This window comes from Caulobacter sp. ErkDOM-E (genome assembly GCF_048541895.1).
In the GTDB taxonomy this organism is placed as follows: Bacteria; Pseudomonadota; Alphaproteobacteria; order Caulobacterales; family Caulobacteraceae; genus Caulobacter.
Window position 1 is genome coordinate 2,916,398 of record NZ_CP183331.1, and the last position, 14,787, is coordinate 2,931,184.

19 protein-coding genes are annotated in these 14,787 nt (G+C 67.1%); 6 read left to right on the plus strand and 13 right to left on the minus strand.

Features of this window, described 5'->3' with window-relative positions; genetic code table 11:
- Positions 1–84: 84 nt before the first annotated feature.
- Positions 85–1,029, minus strand: coding sequence for an RcnB family protein (locus tag ACN2C7_RS14395; RefSeq protein ID WP_419317656.1), 945 nt, complete (start codon positions 1,027–1,029; stop codon positions 85–87).
- Positions 1,030–1,133: 104 nt separating this feature from the next.
- Between ACN2C7_RS14395 and ACN2C7_RS14400 the strand changes: the two genes are divergently transcribed.
- The gene (locus tag ACN2C7_RS14400; protein WP_419317657.1) at positions 1,134–1,688 is read left to right on the plus strand and encodes a DUF924 family protein; all 555 of its coding nucleotides are present in this window, start codon (positions 1,134–1,136) and stop codon (positions 1,686–1,688) included.
- 137 nt (positions 1,689–1,825) lie between these two features.
- Here the strand turns inward: ACN2C7_RS14400 and rpsD are convergent, their stop codons facing one another.
- The 11 genes from rpsD to ACN2C7_RS14455 all read right to left on the minus strand — a co-directional run bounded on the left by rpsD (position 1,826) and on the right by ACN2C7_RS14455 (position 10,239).
- Positions 1,826–2,443, minus strand: a complete 618-nt coding sequence (rpsD, locus tag ACN2C7_RS14405) for a 30S ribosomal protein S4 (protein WP_419254777.1) — start codon at positions 2,441–2,443, stop codon at positions 1,826–1,828.
- 151 nt (positions 2,444–2,594) lie between these two features.
- Positions 2,595–3,050 (minus strand): hypothetical protein, encoded by a 456-nt coding sequence (locus tag ACN2C7_RS14410; protein WP_419317658.1) that lies wholly within the window; start codon positions 3,048–3,050, stop codon positions 2,595–2,597.
- Complete coding sequence (locus ACN2C7_RS14415) at positions 3,043–3,285, minus strand: hypothetical protein (protein WP_419317659.1); 243 nt, start codon at positions 3,283–3,285, stop codon at positions 3,043–3,045. Before ACN2C7_RS14415 ends, ACN2C7_RS14410 begins: the two co-directional genes overlap by 8 nt.
- Before the next feature lie 103 nt (positions 3,286–3,388).
- Positions 3,389–3,763, minus strand: coding sequence for a hypothetical protein (locus ACN2C7_RS14420; protein ID WP_419317660.1), 375 nt, complete (start codon positions 3,761–3,763; stop codon positions 3,389–3,391).
- Positions 3,764–4,108: 345 nt separating this feature from the next.
- Entirely contained in the window at positions 4,109–4,288 is a 180-nt protein-coding gene (locus tag ACN2C7_RS14425; protein ID WP_419317661.1) for an antitoxin, read from the minus strand.
- Between the two features lie 49 nt (positions 4,289–4,337).
- The gene (fghA, locus tag ACN2C7_RS14430; protein ID WP_419317662.1) at positions 4,338–5,171 is read right to left on the minus strand and encodes an S-formylglutathione hydrolase; all 834 of its coding nucleotides are present in this window, start codon (positions 5,169–5,171) and stop codon (positions 4,338–4,340) included.
- Between the two features lie 4 nt (positions 5,172–5,175).
- Positions 5,176–6,285 carry an S-(hydroxymethyl)glutathione dehydrogenase/class III alcohol dehydrogenase gene (locus tag ACN2C7_RS14435; RefSeq protein ID WP_419317663.1) on the minus strand — a complete coding sequence of 370 codons (1,110 nt, stop codon included), beginning with the start codon at positions 6,283–6,285 and terminating at the stop codon, positions 5,176–5,178.
- 3 nt (positions 6,286–6,288) lie between these two features.
- Positions 6,289–7,533, minus strand: a complete 1,245-nt coding sequence (locus tag ACN2C7_RS14440; protein WP_419317664.1) for a DUF1254 domain-containing protein — start codon at positions 7,531–7,533, stop codon at positions 6,289–6,291.
- 3 nt (positions 7,534–7,536) lie between these two features.
- Complete coding sequence (locus tag ACN2C7_RS14445) at positions 7,537–8,814, minus strand: DUF1254 domain-containing protein (RefSeq protein ID WP_419317665.1); 1,278 nt, start codon at positions 8,812–8,814, stop codon at positions 7,537–7,539.
- Between the two features lie 113 nt (positions 8,815–8,927).
- Positions 8,928–9,341 (minus strand): host attachment protein, encoded by a 414-nt coding sequence (locus ACN2C7_RS14450; protein ID WP_419317666.1) that lies wholly within the window; start codon positions 9,339–9,341, stop codon positions 8,928–8,930.
- A 103-nt stretch (positions 9,342–9,444) separates the two neighbouring features.
- Positions 9,445–10,239 (minus strand): RNA methyltransferase, encoded by a 795-nt coding sequence (locus ACN2C7_RS14455; RefSeq protein WP_419317667.1) that lies wholly within the window; start codon positions 10,237–10,239, stop codon positions 9,445–9,447.
- Positions 10,240–10,333: 94 nt separating this feature from the next.
- On the opposite strand from ACN2C7_RS14455, the gene bla reads away from it, so the two are divergent.
- From bla to ACN2C7_RS14475, 4 genes are all read left to right on the plus strand, one after another.
- The gene (bla, locus tag ACN2C7_RS14460) at positions 10,334–11,359 is read left to right on the plus strand and encodes a class A beta-lactamase (RefSeq protein WP_419317668.1); all 1,026 of its coding nucleotides are present in this window, start codon (positions 10,334–10,336) and stop codon (positions 11,357–11,359) included.
- 104 nt (positions 11,360–11,463) lie between these two features.
- Positions 11,464–12,303 carry a thymidylate synthase gene (locus tag ACN2C7_RS14465; RefSeq protein WP_419317669.1) on the plus strand — a complete coding sequence of 280 codons (840 nt, stop codon included), beginning with the start codon at positions 11,464–11,466 and terminating at the stop codon, positions 12,301–12,303.
- Positions 12,304–12,307: 4 nt separating this feature from the next.
- The gene (locus ACN2C7_RS14470) at positions 12,308–12,730 is read left to right on the plus strand and encodes a hypothetical protein (RefSeq protein WP_419317670.1); all 423 of its coding nucleotides are present in this window, start codon (positions 12,308–12,310) and stop codon (positions 12,728–12,730) included.
- Complete coding sequence (locus ACN2C7_RS14475; RefSeq protein WP_419317672.1) at positions 12,709–13,092, plus strand: hypothetical protein; 384 nt, start codon at positions 12,709–12,711, stop codon at positions 13,090–13,092. The genes ACN2C7_RS14470 and ACN2C7_RS14475 overlap by 22 nt, the downstream gene beginning before the upstream one ends.
- On the opposite strand, the gene ACN2C7_RS14480 is transcribed toward ACN2C7_RS14475, so the two are convergent.
- Positions 13,089–14,111: a zinc-binding dehydrogenase gene (locus ACN2C7_RS14480; protein ID WP_419317673.1), complete on the minus strand. Its 1,023-nt coding sequence runs from the start codon at positions 14,109–14,111 to the stop codon at positions 13,089–13,091. The genes ACN2C7_RS14475 and ACN2C7_RS14480 overlap by 4 nt on opposite strands.
- Positions 14,112–14,205: 94 nt before the next feature.
- Between ACN2C7_RS14480 and ACN2C7_RS14485 the strand changes: the two genes are divergently transcribed.
- Positions 14,206–14,718, plus strand: coding sequence for a dihydrofolate reductase (locus tag ACN2C7_RS14485; RefSeq protein WP_419317674.1), 513 nt, complete (start codon positions 14,206–14,208; stop codon positions 14,716–14,718).
- Positions 14,719–14,787 lie beyond the last annotated feature (69 nt).

Here is a 14,787-nt window from a genome sequence, read left to right on the forward strand (position 1 = left end):
ATGGTCGGCCGACCACCATTGGCATCGCAGACGAAAAAGCCCGGGCCGATCCGGCCCGGGCTTCTATTTTTGTAAGCGCGCGATCTACCAGAACAGGTCGTAATAGACGCTCAGCACCTGGCCGGACCAGACGTCGACCAGGATGGCGTTGTCGCCGACCCGGACCCATTCGCAGCCGATGGGCGGGTTGGGCAGGCCGTAGCGGTACCAGTCCAGATAGTACGAGGTCGAATACCAGCCGCCTGGCAGATAGTCGCCGAACGACCAGCTATGGACGTACCAGCCGCGCGGCGCGCGATAGGCGCCGGCCCGGTAGCGTTGCGAGGGCTGGAAGCTGGGCCGATAGCGGCGCTGGTCATAGTGTGAGCGACCATTGTCGCGGTCGCGATAGTGCCCGCCCTGCCCCGGCCGGCCACGGTCGTAACCGCCCCGGTCGTCACGGCCACGGTCGTAACCGCCCCGGCCGTCGCGGCCTCTGTCGTCGCGGCCGCGATCCCAGCCGCCGTTGCGGTCCTGACCGCCACGGTTCCAGTCCTGACCGCCGCGATTGTCGCCGCCGCCGGGCCGACCCTGTTCGCCGCGCCCCTGATCGGGACGGCCCTGATCGGGCCGGCCCTGGTCGCCACGACCCTGGCCCCGATCCTCGCCGCCACGATCCGGGCGACCGCCACGGTCGCCGCGATTCCAGTCTGGCCGGCCGCCCGGCTGTTGCGCCTGGGGCGCGGTCGAAGCCTGCGGGGCCGTCGGCGCCTGGGGCGCGGGGCGAGCGCCGCCGCCGCTGTTCCAGTCGGGCCGACCGCCACCGCGATCGCCGCGGTCGCCACGGTCGCCGCGCGGCTGGCCCTGTTCCTGACCGCCCTGGCGTTCGCCGCCTTGACGGCCACCGCCACGGTCGCCGCCACCGCGATCACCGCGCGGGCCATCCTGCCGCTGTTCGCGCTGGGCGACCACCGCCGCAGCGGACCCGGCTTCCGCCGCCGCGCCGCCCAGCAGCGACAAGACCATGGCGGTCGAGATCAGACGCTTCATTTCGTGCTCCAAGGGGCCTTGTGCGCGGCCCCGGCTTTGTCCCTTGATAGCAACATCGGCTGTCGCGGATGAACCGCGTTTGAACGGATATCCCAGGACTTCAGATGCCCGCTCACCCCATGGATGTTATCGGCTTCTGGCGTTCGGCCGGTCCCAGAAAATGGTTCGCCAAGGACGCCGCGTTTGATTCCATGATCGCCCTGAGGTTCGAGCAAACCCACTATAGAGCCGCCCAGCGCCGTTACGACACATGGGCGCAGAGCCCCGAAGGCGCACTGGCCCTCCTGATCCTGCTGGACCAGTTCCCGCGCAATCTCTACCGCAACACCGCCCACGCCTTCGCCACCGATCCCCTGGCCCGCATGTTCGCCCGCGCTGCGCTGGCCGACGGTCACGATCAGGCCGTCGAGGCGCAACTGCGGCCGTTCTTCTACCTGCCGTTCGAGCATTCCGAATCCCTGGCCGACCAGGAATTGAGCGTCGAGCTGTGCGCCGCCCTGCAGGCCGACAGCGGCGACGAGAACACCATCAGGTGGGCGCTGGAGCATCGGGACATCATCGCCCGCTTCGGCCGCTTCCCCCACCGCAACGCCGCCCTGGGCCGCGAGACGACACCCGAGGAGCAGGCGTTTCTGGATGAGGGCGGATTCGCGGGGTGAATCACGTCCCTCTCGTGGGGATGTGAGGCTGGGCTTGCAGGGCGCTCGGAGGCGGCGGCGATGGCCCCCAGCGGGAATCAAAAAAGGCCCCGGATCGCTCCGGGGCCTTTGAAGTATCTCTTCGAGGTCGAGGCTTCTTACGAAGCGTAGAATTCGACGACGAGGTTGGGTTCCATCTTCACCGGATACGGCACTTCCGACAGTTCCGGAGCGCGCACGAAGGTGGCCGACAGGCCCTTCACGTCGACGGTGATGTATTCGGCGAAGTCGCGTTCGGCCGAGACGACGGCTTCCAGCACCAGGGCCATGTTGCGCGAACGCTCACGGACGGCGATGACGTCGCCGGCCTTGCAGCGGTACGAGGCGATGTTGACGCGCTTGCCGTTCACGGTCACGTGGCCGTGGTTCACGAACTGGCGGGCGGCGAACACGGTCGGCACGAACTTGGCGCGATAGACAATGGCGTCCAGGCGCGACTCGAGCAGCGAGATGAGGTTTTCCGAGGTGTTGCCCTTGCGGCGGGCGGCTTCCTCGTAGGTGCGCGAGAATTGCTTCTCGGTCAGGTTGCCGTAGTAGCCCTTCAGCTTTTGCTTGGCGCGCAGCTGCAGACCGAAGTCGGAAACCTTCTGCTTGCGGCGCTGGCCGTGCTGGCCGGGGCCGTAGGACCGCTGGTTGACCGGCGACTTGGGCCGGCCCCAGAGGTTTTCGCCCATACGGCGATCGATCTTGTACTTGGCGCTATGGCGCTTGGACATGTGTAGCTCTTCAGTTCGATCCGGGCCGGCGCCTCAATTAGTAGAGGCGCGATCTCAACGGCGGCGTCGCATCAGTCCGTCATATGATTCCACGCCACACGGCGAGCCGGCGGCGGGAAGGCGCGGTTTATGACGGAGGGGCGGCGGGGAGTCAATCGGCGTGAGAGATCACGACCTCTCCAGTCGGTCCAACATAGCGCAAGGTGTAGGGACGCAGGAAGGTTCTCCCCAACAGCGCTTGGTGCCATTGGCCACCGGTCTCCAGTTCCACACCCGCAAAAGGCTGAAACAACATCTGCTTCAAGGATGGAATGTAGAGCCGCGCCATGTGGATGTTCACGCGCGTCGCCCCGCCGATGCCGCTAGCGACTCGCTGATCGATGACCGGCAATCGGGCGCGCCCGGCGATCCCGCTGTCGATGCAGCTGTCGCCAGCCCCGGTGTCGACCAGCGCCTTCAGGCCCCTGAACTCCAGTTCGGGGCCATTGTCTGTGATGGCGATGGGCTTGAAACCGATATCGACCAACAAAGTCGGGCCGAAACGAACCAGCAGATCCTGCGCGAGTTCGCTCTTCCCGTGCTTGAAGCCCGCCTGCGTCTCAGCCATGGGCCGGGCGGTACATCACCGAAGCCGGCAGATTGACCATCGCGGCCCCCACCTGGCGGATCAGATACGGCCCCCGCTCGAACCGCTCCACGGCCTGGGTCGCGGCGTCTTCGAACGTCTTGCAGACAGCGGCCAGGGCGCCGGAATGAAAGATGACCCATTCGCCGAAATGCTCGGCCTCAAGATCTGCCTTCATGGCGTCGAACGCGACGATGTCGTTTTGCAACATGGACATGACCTGTCTTGCCTCTTGGCCATGAAACACTGAAAGGCACCGCGAGATCAACGCGAACTACCGTTCGAAGTATGCCCCGAGTCGCCGCGTTCGACGACAGACCCTAAGGCCGCACAAGCGGATTGCGCACCCGCACCTTGCTGCCCCGGTCAACGCCGTAAGCGTCCAGCGGGAAGCGCAGATCGACGCCCTCGGCCATCAGGGCGCGGCACAGGTCCGGCCGCTTGCGGGTGAAGGCGAAGGTCGCCGAGCCGTCGCGGCGGTTGCTCTCGACGGCGAAGTCGGCGGCGTTGGTGCAGCCGTTGGACGACACCCGGATCACCAGATCGCCCTTGTCGATGGTTGCGCCGTGGATCGGCTCCAGGTCGGTCTTGGTGATGTTGACCGAGGTGTCGGGGTGATCGTCGGCGTCGATGATCACACAGGCCGAGGTGGTGAAGGCCAGCGCGACGACGGCGGCAAGCGAAGCAAATTTCATAATCAAAGGTCCCCACCGGTCGAAACTTGACCGTGGAGCCAGATGAGCCGTCGCCGCCTGAACCGTGGATGAATTACCGAAAGTTCACGACCGGGCCGCGTGCCGGATGCGGATGACGGTCACCCTGTCGCCCATGACCTGATAGCGGATGATGTAGGGCGAAATGATCACCAGCTTGTGGATTCACAGCCAAAAAATCTGTCATCCCGGACAAGCTCGGCGAAGCCGGGCGCCGATCCGGGACCGCCGGAAGCGCAGAGTTCAGGCGTCGGTCCCGGATCTGCGCGCTTCGCGCTTGTCCGGGATGACAACCGTTGTGATCGGAAAGCGCCGGACGCGATCAGACTAGTTCAGCCACGACACTGGCATGGGCTTTTCGTCTGGCGCCCCCCAGGTCTCAAGCCAAGCCGAAACCTCGGCATTGGGAACAACCCGACCTGCGACGATGTCAGCCAAGCCTTCGGCGTCCGCAGCCTCTTCGACGGCGGCGTCAAGGTCGTCAAAGATCGAGGGCTCACGGACCATGGCGTGAGACTACCACAGCTGTGATCAGCGACACGGGCAGCTCGCGAAATTACAGCCTTTGCGCGTGCCAGGCCAGGTGCTCGCCGATGAACGACGTGATGAAAAAGTAGCTGTGGTCGTAGCCCTCCTGCCGCCGCACCGAAACCTTGCGGCCGGCTTTCGCGGCGGCGGCTTCGATCAATTCGGGCTTCAGCTGGTTTTCCAGGAAACTGTCGGCCAGGCCCTGTTCGATCAGGATGTCGTCGAAGCTGGCCCCTGCCCCATCCGCGATCAGGGCGCAGGCATCGTGCACCCGCCACTTCGCGCGATCCTCGCCCAGATAGGCGGTCATCGCCTTGTCGCCCCACGGGCAGTTCAGCGGCGAGACGATGGGCGAGAAGGCGCTGACCGACTGGAACAGATCAGGGTTGCGCAGGGCGATCGTCAGGGCCCCGTGGCCGCCCATCGAGTGGCCGAAGATCCCGCGCCGGCCTGCGTCCAGCGCGAAGGCGCCGTCGACGGCCTCCAGCAGGTCTTTCGTCACGTAGGAATACATCTGGAAGTGCGGCGCCCACGGCGCTTGCGTGGCGTCGACATAGAAGCCCGCCCCCTGCCCCAGATCATAGGCCGGATCGTCGGCCACGCCGTCCCCGCGCGGCGAGGTGTCGGGCGCGACGATGGCGATCCCGAACCGGGCGGCGTGTTCATAGACGCCCGACTTGGTGGTGAAGTTGTCTTCCGTGCAGGTCAGGCCCGACAGCCAGACGAGATAGGGGAACGGCCCCTCCCCGTCCGGAACCCACACCGTGAACTTCATCGGCGTGCCGGTGCTGGCGCTGGCGTGCTTGCAGTAGCGCAGGGTTCCGTCGTGCAGGCGGTGGGTGGCGGTGATTTCGACGGTCATGGAACTAGAACTCAATAACCGTCCGGATGCTCTCGCCGGCGTGCATCAGGTCGAACGCCTCGTTGATGCGCTCCAGGGGCAGGACGTGGGTGATCATCGGGTCGATCTGGATCTTGCCGTCCATGTACCAGTCGACGATCTTGGGCGTGTCGGTGCGGCCGCGCGCGCCGCCGAAGGCCGTGCCCCGCCAGACCCGGCCGGTGACCAGCTGGAACGGACGGGTCGAGATTTCCTTCCCCGCCTCGGCCACGCCGATGATGATGCTTTCGCCCCAGCCGCGATGGCAGGCTTCCAGCGCCTGGCGCATCACCGTGGTGTTGCCCGTGGCGTCGAAGGTGAAATCGGCGCCGCCGTCGGTCAGGGCCACCAGATGGGCGACGATGTCGCCGTCGATGGTTTTCGGATTGACGAAGTGGGTCATGCCGAACTTGCGGCCCCAGTCCTCGCGGGCGGGATTGATGTCGACGCCGACGATCATGTTGGCGCCGGCCAGCCGCGCGCCCTGCAGCACGTTCAGGCCGATACCGCCCAGGCCGAAGACGATGACGTTGTCGCCCGGCTTGACCTTGGCGGTGTTGATCGCCGCGCCGACGCCCGTGGTGACGCCGCAGCCGCAGTAACAGGCCGACTTGAACGGCGCGTCCTTGCGGATCCTCGCCACCGCGATCTCGGGCAGCACGGTGTAGTTCGAGAAGGTCGAGCAGCCCATATAGTGATGGATGGTCTGGCCCTTGTAGGAGAAGCGGCTGGTGCCGTCCGGCATCAGGCCCTTGCCCTGGGTGGCGCGAATGGCCGTGCAGAGATTGGTCTTGCCGCTCAGGCAGCTTTTGCACTGGCGACATTCGGGCGTGTAGAGCGGGATCACGTGGTCGCCGACCGCCAGGCTGGTGACGCCGGCCCCGACCTCGACCACCACACCCGCGCCCTCGTGGCCCAGGATCGAGGGGAACAGGCCCTCGGAGTCCAGGCCGTCCAGCGTATAGGCGTCGGTATGGCAGACGCCCGTCGCCTTGATCTCGATCAGCACCTCGCCCGCCTTGGGACCTTCCAGGTCGACCTCGACGATCTCGAGCGGTTGCTTGGCGGCGAAGGCTACGGCGGCGCGGGTCTTCACGACTCAGATCTCCTCGACAGGGGGCAGGCGGTAGCCACCGTCTAGCAATTGTGGCTGCGGCAGGTAAGCGCGCATGAACAGGGCGAAGGGGCCGGCCGGCGCGGGCAGCCAGTTGCTCACCCGTTCGGCGTCCGGCTCGGCATGACCGATCCACAGGTCCAGCGAGCCGTCGGCGTTCCAGACCAGACCCGGCGTGCGATCGCCGATGGCGTAGCGGTTGATCGGGTTTTCGGTGAAGAAGAACTGCTTCTCGGGCGTGGCCTCATAGAGGCTCAGCGACCAGAACGAGTCGACCGGAATGGGTCTGTCGGCCGGGATATGCAGTCGCCAGTTCCGGGTCCCGTCGAACAGGCCCTGCCCTTGATGGCCGGCGCGCAGATAGGTGGCCTCGACCAGCGGCAGGGCGGCCAGTCCGCCCAGGGCGACGGCGGCGCGCAGACTGTAGTCCTGGCCAAAGTCGCCCAGCTTGGCGCGCGGATAGGCCCAGCCCTCGATGAAGCCCTCGCCCGACAGTCCGCCGCCCGAACGCGCCGCGCGACGGCCGTCTTCCAGTCCGGCCGCGATCGCCTCGGCTTCCTCGGCGGTGAAGGCCGCCGGGTCGAACCGTCCGGTCCCGAGACCTAGCGGCGCGATGCGGCGCAGCAGGGCCACGTCGCTGGCCGGCGGCGGGTTCTGGCTCATCAGCAGGTCGGCGCTGGCGAAATAGGCCGGCCAGGGATCGCTGCGCCGCGCATAGTCGGCGACCGGCGGCGCGGCCGGGCCCTGGACGGTGAAGCCCGCCTGAACGAGGCGCGCGGCCTCCAGATCTTCGGGCCCCGTCACCAGGATACGGGCCAGGGCCCAGACGTGGCGGGTGGGCGCGCGGATCACGCCGGGCCCGACGCCGGCTTCGTCACCCGGCCCGACCAGGGTGAAGGTGCCGCCGTCGGGACCGGTGGTCCGCGTGCCCAGCACCGCAAAGCTGTTGGACCAGGCGTCCATCAGCTGCAGCGACACATAGCGCTCGCCACCAGCCGGCACGGTCAGGGTCAGCGGGCCTTCCGACAGGTCCAGCTGGGCGGTGGCGTAGAAGGTGTCGTTGTTGGGCGTCGTCACCGCCCGGGCGCGATGGTCGGCCAGGTTGCGCATCGAGGCGAAGGCGTTCATCGGCGATCCCACCGCCAGGCCGCGGGCCCGGACGGCGGCGATCTCGATCAGCGGCAGGGTGTAGAGGAACGCCTCGGCGGCGGCGGCGCGCAGGTCGCTCATGGCCTAGACCTTCACGATCGGGGCGAAGCGGAACTGGCCGCTCAGCAGCTCGGCCCGGGGCAGATAGGTCCGCAGGGTCATCGAGAACGGTCCCGACTTGGGCGCGGGCAGCCAGTTGGCCGAGCGATCGCCGCCCGGGTCGGTGCGGCTGATCCACAGATCCAGGGTTCCATCGGCCTGGCGCTTCAGGCCCGGCGTGCGGTCGCCGATGGCATAGCGGTCGATGGGGTTGTCGGTGAAGAAGTACTGGCCGTCGGGCGTGGCCTCATACATCGACAGCGACCAGAAGCCGTCCAGCGGCAGCTGGGCCGGCAGGGTCAAGCGATAGAGACCGTCGCCGTCATAGAGGCCGGTGTCATTGTCGCCCGCCGCCTTCATGTACATGGCCTCGGCGACCGGCAAGGCGCCCAGGCCCTGCAGGGCGACAATGGCGCGATAGCCATAGTCGACGCCGTGAAAGCCCAGATTGGGCTTGGGATAGGACCAGCCGTTAATGAAGGCCACGCGCCCCGAAGCCAGCCTGGCGATCGCCTTGGCCTGGGCGACTCCGGCCGCCATCGCGGCGGCGTCGAACGGGCCTTCGGTCAGCAGCCCCGCCGCCCGCTGGACAAAGGCGGCGTCGACCGCGCGCGGCGGGTCTGCAGCCAGCAAGGCTCGCGCTGTCGCGAAATAGGCGTCCGGCTCGGCGTCGCGTTCCAGATAGGCGGGCGGCTTGGCGGCCTTGGATCCGCTGACCTTGAAGCCGCTCTGCACCGCGCGGGCGGCGGCCATGTCGGCCGGGCCGTCGACCAGGGTGCGCACCAGGACCCAGGCGTGGGGGGTCAGGACACGCACCACCCTGTCGCCCTCAAGGCTCTGCCCCGGACCGACGATCGTGAAGACCCCGCCCTCGCCGCCATTCACCCGCGTGCCCAGCACCACGTCATTGTCGGTGAACATGTTGAGGATCGCCGCCGAGACATAGCGCTTGCCGCTGGGCGGGATGGTCAGGGTCACAGGCCCCTGGGTCAGGTCGATCCAGGCCAGCGAATAGAGGGTGTCGTTGTTGGGCGTGGTGACGCTGCGATCCTGGTGATCCGACAGATCGCGCCGGTGATAGATCCGGTTGGTTCGCGCGCCGCGCTTGAGCACCCGCCCCCGCGTCGTGGCCATCTCGATCCAGGGCAAGGCGAACAGCCAGGCGTCCCGGGCGATCGTCGCCGAGGGATCTTCGCCGGCCAGGGCCAGTCCAGGCGCGAAGCCCAGCGCGCCGGCCACGGCCAGCAGTTCGCGACGGTTCATGACGCTTCGCCCCCAACATCTGTTTGAACAGAGGTTAGCGCCATTGCGGGACGGGCGTCAGCCCCCTTGGGCGCCGATCCGGGGATCCGGGCCCAAGGGGAACAGACAGAATGTCAGGCCGTCGCGTCGCGACGGACGCCGTGAACCACATCCTCAAGCGTCATGATCGGGGCGTCGACCCGCTCATGGGGATTGGAGCCGATGACCTTGTGCGCGAGGCTGGGCGACAGCGCGTCGCGCAGATGGCCCAGGGCGCGGGGCGGGGCGATCAGGATCATCTGGTCGAACGGCTGCTCGCGGGCGACGCCCTCCAGCCGATGGGCGAGGTCCTTCACGAAGGCCCGCTCCGCAAGGTCGTGCGGATCACCTTCATGGGGAACCGGGCCATGCGAATGGGGGTGATGCTCCTTCAGGCCCGAAAGCCATTCGGGGCGATCGTGCAGCGGACCATCGATGCGCGGCTGTTCCAACAGACGCGCGCGGTGGCCATCGGCCACCACGACCAGGGTTCTTGCATCAGGGGTCATGGGTGAGGCTCCGTTCACGGGTTGAGACCCAACCCGTCGCCCCATCGAGCGCGCCCGGCCATGACATGGATCAATCGGCGGTGATCCCGGTCATGGCGCGCGACTAGCCCTCGCCCTCACCCTTGGCCACCTTGGCCTTCTCGGCCAGCTTGGCCAGCACCCGGCCCCGGCCCCGCGACAGGGCGGTGACCATGCCGCGGAAGGTGCGCACCTCCTGCTCGGTCAGCCGCGCCCGGGCCAGGGGGGCGCGCAGGTTGCGGACCATCGAGGGCTTCTTTTCCGGCGGGTGATAGAAGCCGGCCTTTTCCAGCTCGTCTTCCAGCTGGCCGTACAGACCCAGCAGGCTGGACTGGTCGGCGGGGTCTTCGACGTTCTGCTCGAACTTGACCCACGGCCGGTCATCGACCGTCATCTTCCACTCATAGGCGGTGATCGACACGGCCTGGGCCAGGTTCAGCGAGCGGAAGCGCTCGTCGATGGGGATGCTGACAATGCCCTGGCACAGGGCGATGTCGTGGGTCTCCAGCCCGGCGCGTTCGCCGCCGAACAGCAGGCCGACGGCGCGGCCCTGGGCGACATCGTCCGACAGCTGGGCGGCGGCCTCGCGCGGGGTCAGCACCGGCAGGCGCGTCTCGCGCGGGCGGGCGGTGGTGGCGAACACCAGTTTCAAGTCGCCGATGGCCTCTTCCAGGGTGTCGAACACCTTGGCGTTGTCCAGCGGCCAGTCGGCGCCGGAGGCCGAAGGCCAGGCGCGTTCCTGGGGCCAGCCGTCGCGCGGCCGCACCAGGCGCAGGTCGGCCAGGCCGAAATTGGCCATCACGCGGGCGACGGCGCCGATGTTCTCGGCCATCTGCGGCTCGTTGAGGATGACGCAGGGCGGGGCGAAAGACTGGCTCATGACGTCCCTTTGCCGCCGCTGTGCGTTCCGATGCAAGTCCCCAACCGGCCAGACCCGCGTTTACGGCCGCGTTCGCCCGTGTGAGACCACATCCATGCATCGCCGCGCCTTCCTGTTTTCCGCCCCCGTCTGCCTTGGCGCCCTGAGCGCGGGCTGCACGCAAGAGCCCATGCTGGGCCAGCTGGAGCCGGTGCTCGACGTCGAGCCCCTGACCCACAGCCTGCAGGCCCTGGCCGACCGCGCCGCGCCGGGCGTGCTGGGCGTGGCGGTGCGCGACGCCCAGACCGGCCAGACCGTGACCTTCAACGGCGAGCGGCGCTTTCCGCTGCAGAGCGTGTTCAAGGCCCCGCTGGGCGCGGCCGTGCTGTCGGAGGTCGACAAGGGCCGCATCCGCCTGGACGAGGTGGTGACGATCCGCGACATCGACCTGTCGCCGCCCTTCAGCCCGATCGCCGAGGCCTGGCCCGGGCGGACCGACTACACGATCGCGCAGTTGCTGGAAGCGGCCAGCGGGACCAGCGACAACACCGCCGCCGACGTGCTGCTGAACAGGATCGGCGGGCCGGGCGCCCTGACCGCCTGGCTAAACCAGAACAACATTCATGACTTCCGGATCGATCGCTATGAGCGACAGCTGCAGCCCGAGATTTCGGGCATGGCCTCGTTCCGCGCCGACTGGCGGGGCCCGGCCTATGGACCGGTCATGATGGCGGTTCCGGACGCCATGCGCCGCCGGGCCATGGCCGACTATCTGGCCGATCCGCGCGACACGGCCACGCCCGGCGCCGCCGTGCGCTTCCTGGCGGCGCTGCAGGCGGGTCAGCTGATCTCCAGGGCCTCGACCGATCGGCTGCTGGCCATCATGACGGCGACGACCACCGGACAGGGCCGCCTGAAGGCCGCTTTGCCCGAAGGCGCCAGCCTGGCCCACAAGACGGGCAGCGCCCGAACTGACCTGGGCATGACCCCGGCCAGCAACGATATCGGCCTCTACCGCCTGAAGGACGGCCGCCAGTTCGCCGTGGCGGTGTTCCTCAGCGGCTCGACGGCGCCGGACGCCGAGCGCGACGCGGTGATCGCCGATGTGGGACGGACCGTGCTGAAGGCGGCCAAGGCCTAAGGGCCCACAAAAGCGGAAGTCCGGTCGGGAAAATGGTTTCACCGCTGTGGACCGTTCCTGCCTCACACTGTGCAAACCATCGATTCGCAGCCACTCTACGGGTCATGAGCACCGCCGTCCTCGCCCCGCCCAAGGCTGCCGCCGACCATCCCGAGCGGCAGTATCTGAACCTGCTCGCCGATATCCTGGAAAATGGCGTCCAGCGCGGCGACCGCACCGGCACCGGCACGCTGGGCGTGTTTGGCCGGCAGATCCGCTTTGACCTGTCCAAGGGCTTCCCGGTCCTGACCACCAAGAAGCTGCACCTGCGCTCGATCTTCATCGAGCTGCTGTGGTTTCTGAAGGGCGACACCAACATCGCCTACCTCAAGGAAAACGGGGTGCGCATCTGGGATGAGTGGGCCGACGAGAACGGCGATCTGGGCCCCGTCTATGGCAAGCAGTGGCGCTCGTGGGCCACGCCCGACGGCGGATCCATTGACCAGATCCAGACCCTGATCGAGGGCCTGAAGACCAATCCCAACAGCCGCCGCCATATCGTGTCGGCCTGGAACCCGGCCGATGTCGAGGACATGGCCCTGCCGCCCTGCCACTGCCTGTTCCAGTTCTTCGTCGCGGATGGGAAACTGAGCTGCCAGCTCTATCAGCGCAGCGCCGACGTCTTCCTGGGCGTGCCGTTCAACATCGCCTCCTACGCCCTGCTGACCCTGATGGTCGCCAAGGTGGTGGGGCTGGAGCCGGGCGAGTTCGTCCACACCTTCGGTGACGCCCACCTGTATCTGAACCATCTGGACCAGGCCCGCGAACAGCTGACCCGCGAGCCCTTCCCCTTCCCGACCCTGACCATCGCCGACAAGCGCGACCTGTTCGGGTTCGAATACGCGGACTTCACGCTGGAGGGCTATGAGGCCCACCCGCACATCAAGGCCGAAGTTTCGGTCTAGGGCGATGGCCGATCCCAGCTTTGAGAGCTTGAAATCTCTGGCTCAGATGCGCTTCCGCGACGCCGAGGTCCTGCTCCAAGCTGAGCGTTTTAGTGCTGCCTACTATCTTTCAGGCTATTCAATTGAATGTGGCCTGAAGGCCGTTGTAGCGCTTTCGTTCAGAGCTCAGGTCATCCCATCGCCACGCTTCGTGAACGCGGTTCACACTCATAACTTGGCTGAACTGATTTCTCTTTCTGGCCTAAAGACCGCGCTTGACGACGCCAAGACACTCGATCCTCAGTTCGACGCAAATTGGGCCTTCGTCAGTGGATGGAAAGAGACATCGCGATATGAGACAGTCGATCCATTCACGGCCCATCGAATGCTGACAGCTGTCGGCGATCCAGCGGCTGGAGTCCTGCCATGGTTGAAGACGCACTGGTGACCGAAGACATCGACGCAGCGGGCCGGCTCGTCACGTTTCTTGACGAGCAGGACCTGCCGCTTCGGAGCGCTCTCTGGCTTTACGATGGCGACGCGGCCCGTTGGCGATTTGTGATTGCTTTCCAAGAAGAGCGGAAAGACATCACAAGCTTCTATCTAGACGTCTCGAAGGCCATTCACCGATCAGCGCGAAAGGACCTGCTGGATCTGGCAAAGGTCGATGTTGTCGACCCGAACCGATCGGTCGTCAGCGCGCTTCGCGGTGTTATCAATGTCGAAGGCAATAGCCGGGTGCGGTTCAGTCGCAACCGGATCAATGGCGTGTATCTTGAGGACGCGCTGATTTATCGGCTTTCAGCCTAGGGTTTCAGTACGATCTTGCCCGTCGCCGCCGCAGACTGCAGCAGGGCCTGGGCCGCGCTGGCTTCTGACAGCGGGAAGATCCGGCCGATCTCGGGCTTCAAGCGCCCGTCGCCGATCAGGGCCATCACCGCCGCCAGATCCTGCCGATAGGCGTCCGGACGCGCGTCACGCCAGGAGGTGACGTTGTAGCCGACCACACCCTGGCTGGCCGTGAACAGCTTCAGCGCCGACAATCGATCGGCCAGCAGCATGCGGATCATCGCCGCAGGCCGCATCTTGCCGCCCTTGGTGGCGTCGTAGCCGCCATAGAGCACGGCCGTACCGCCGTCGCGCAGGGCGGCGATCGAGGCCGTCTTCAGGTGCGGGCCGCCGACATGGTCAAAGGCTGCGACCACGCCGCCGCCGGAGATGGCGCGGGCTCGCTCGGCGACGGGCTCCCGGCGATAGTCGACATAGACCCCGCCCTTGGCCTCGACCACGGCGCGCTTGCCTGCCGAGGCCGTGCCGATCGCCCGCACGCCCGCCAGACGGGCCAGATCCAGCAGCAGGCCGCCGACGCCGCCTGCGGCGCCGTGCACCAGAACCCACTCACCCGCCTGGGCGGAGGCGACGCGGTTGAACATCTGCCAGGCCGTCAGGCCGTTCAGCACCCCGGCCACCAGGGCCTCGGCGGCCACGCCCTCGGGCGCGGCGACCAGATGGCGGAACTGGACATTGCGGCGATCGGCATAGGAGCCTGTCACGGTCAGGCCGGCCACGCGCTGACCTACCGCAAGGTCTTCGACCCCCGGTCCCAGCGCCTCGATCCGGCCGACCAGATCATAGCCCGGCGTGACCGGCGCCTTGACCCCAGGATAGAGCCCGGTGCGCATGACGATGTCGGCAAAGGCGACGCCCGCCGCCTCGATCGCCACCCGCGCCTCGCCCGGGCCAGGCGGATCCAGCACGACGGAGCGTCCCTGCAGAACCTCGACACCGCCGGTGCGGGCCATGTGCATCTCGAAGGCCGATATGGTCATGCTGGTTCTCCCCGCTCGCAAGTTAACGACGTTCAGATAACTGGCAAGGTCTCTTGGCTGGCGTCAGTGATGGGCCGGGGCTAAGCAGGGGATCATGATCCCACTCCTCTCCATCGTGGTGGCGCGCGCCGCCAACGGCGTCATCGGTCGCGATGGCGACCTGCCCTGGCGGTTGAAGTCAGACCTGGCCCTGTTCAAGGCCAACACCCTTGGCAAGCCGATCATCATGGGCCGCAAGACCTGGGACAGCCTGCCCAAGAAGCCCCTGCCCGGCCGCATGAACATTGTGCTGACGCGCGACGGCAGCTTCGAGTCGGAGAAGGCCGTGGTCTGCGAGAGCTTCATGGAAGCCGTGCAGATGGCCCGCGAACAGGCGCAGGACGACGGCGTCGACGAGGTCTGCGTGATCGGCGGCCGGGCGCTGTTCGAAATGGCCCTGCCCAAGGCCAAGCGGCTCTACGTCACCGAAGTCGACGCCACGGTGGACGGCGACGTGACCTTCCCCGCGTTCGACGAGGCCGCCTGGACCGAGGTCCGCCGCGAAACGCACCAGGCCGGCGATGGCGATGACCATGCTTTCATCTTCCGTGTGCTCGAGCGCCGCTAAACTCCGCTCCGCGCGCCCCAGGGCGAGGCGAATCTTTTGACGATCGCGCCGGCTCGGGGCAGAGACGGC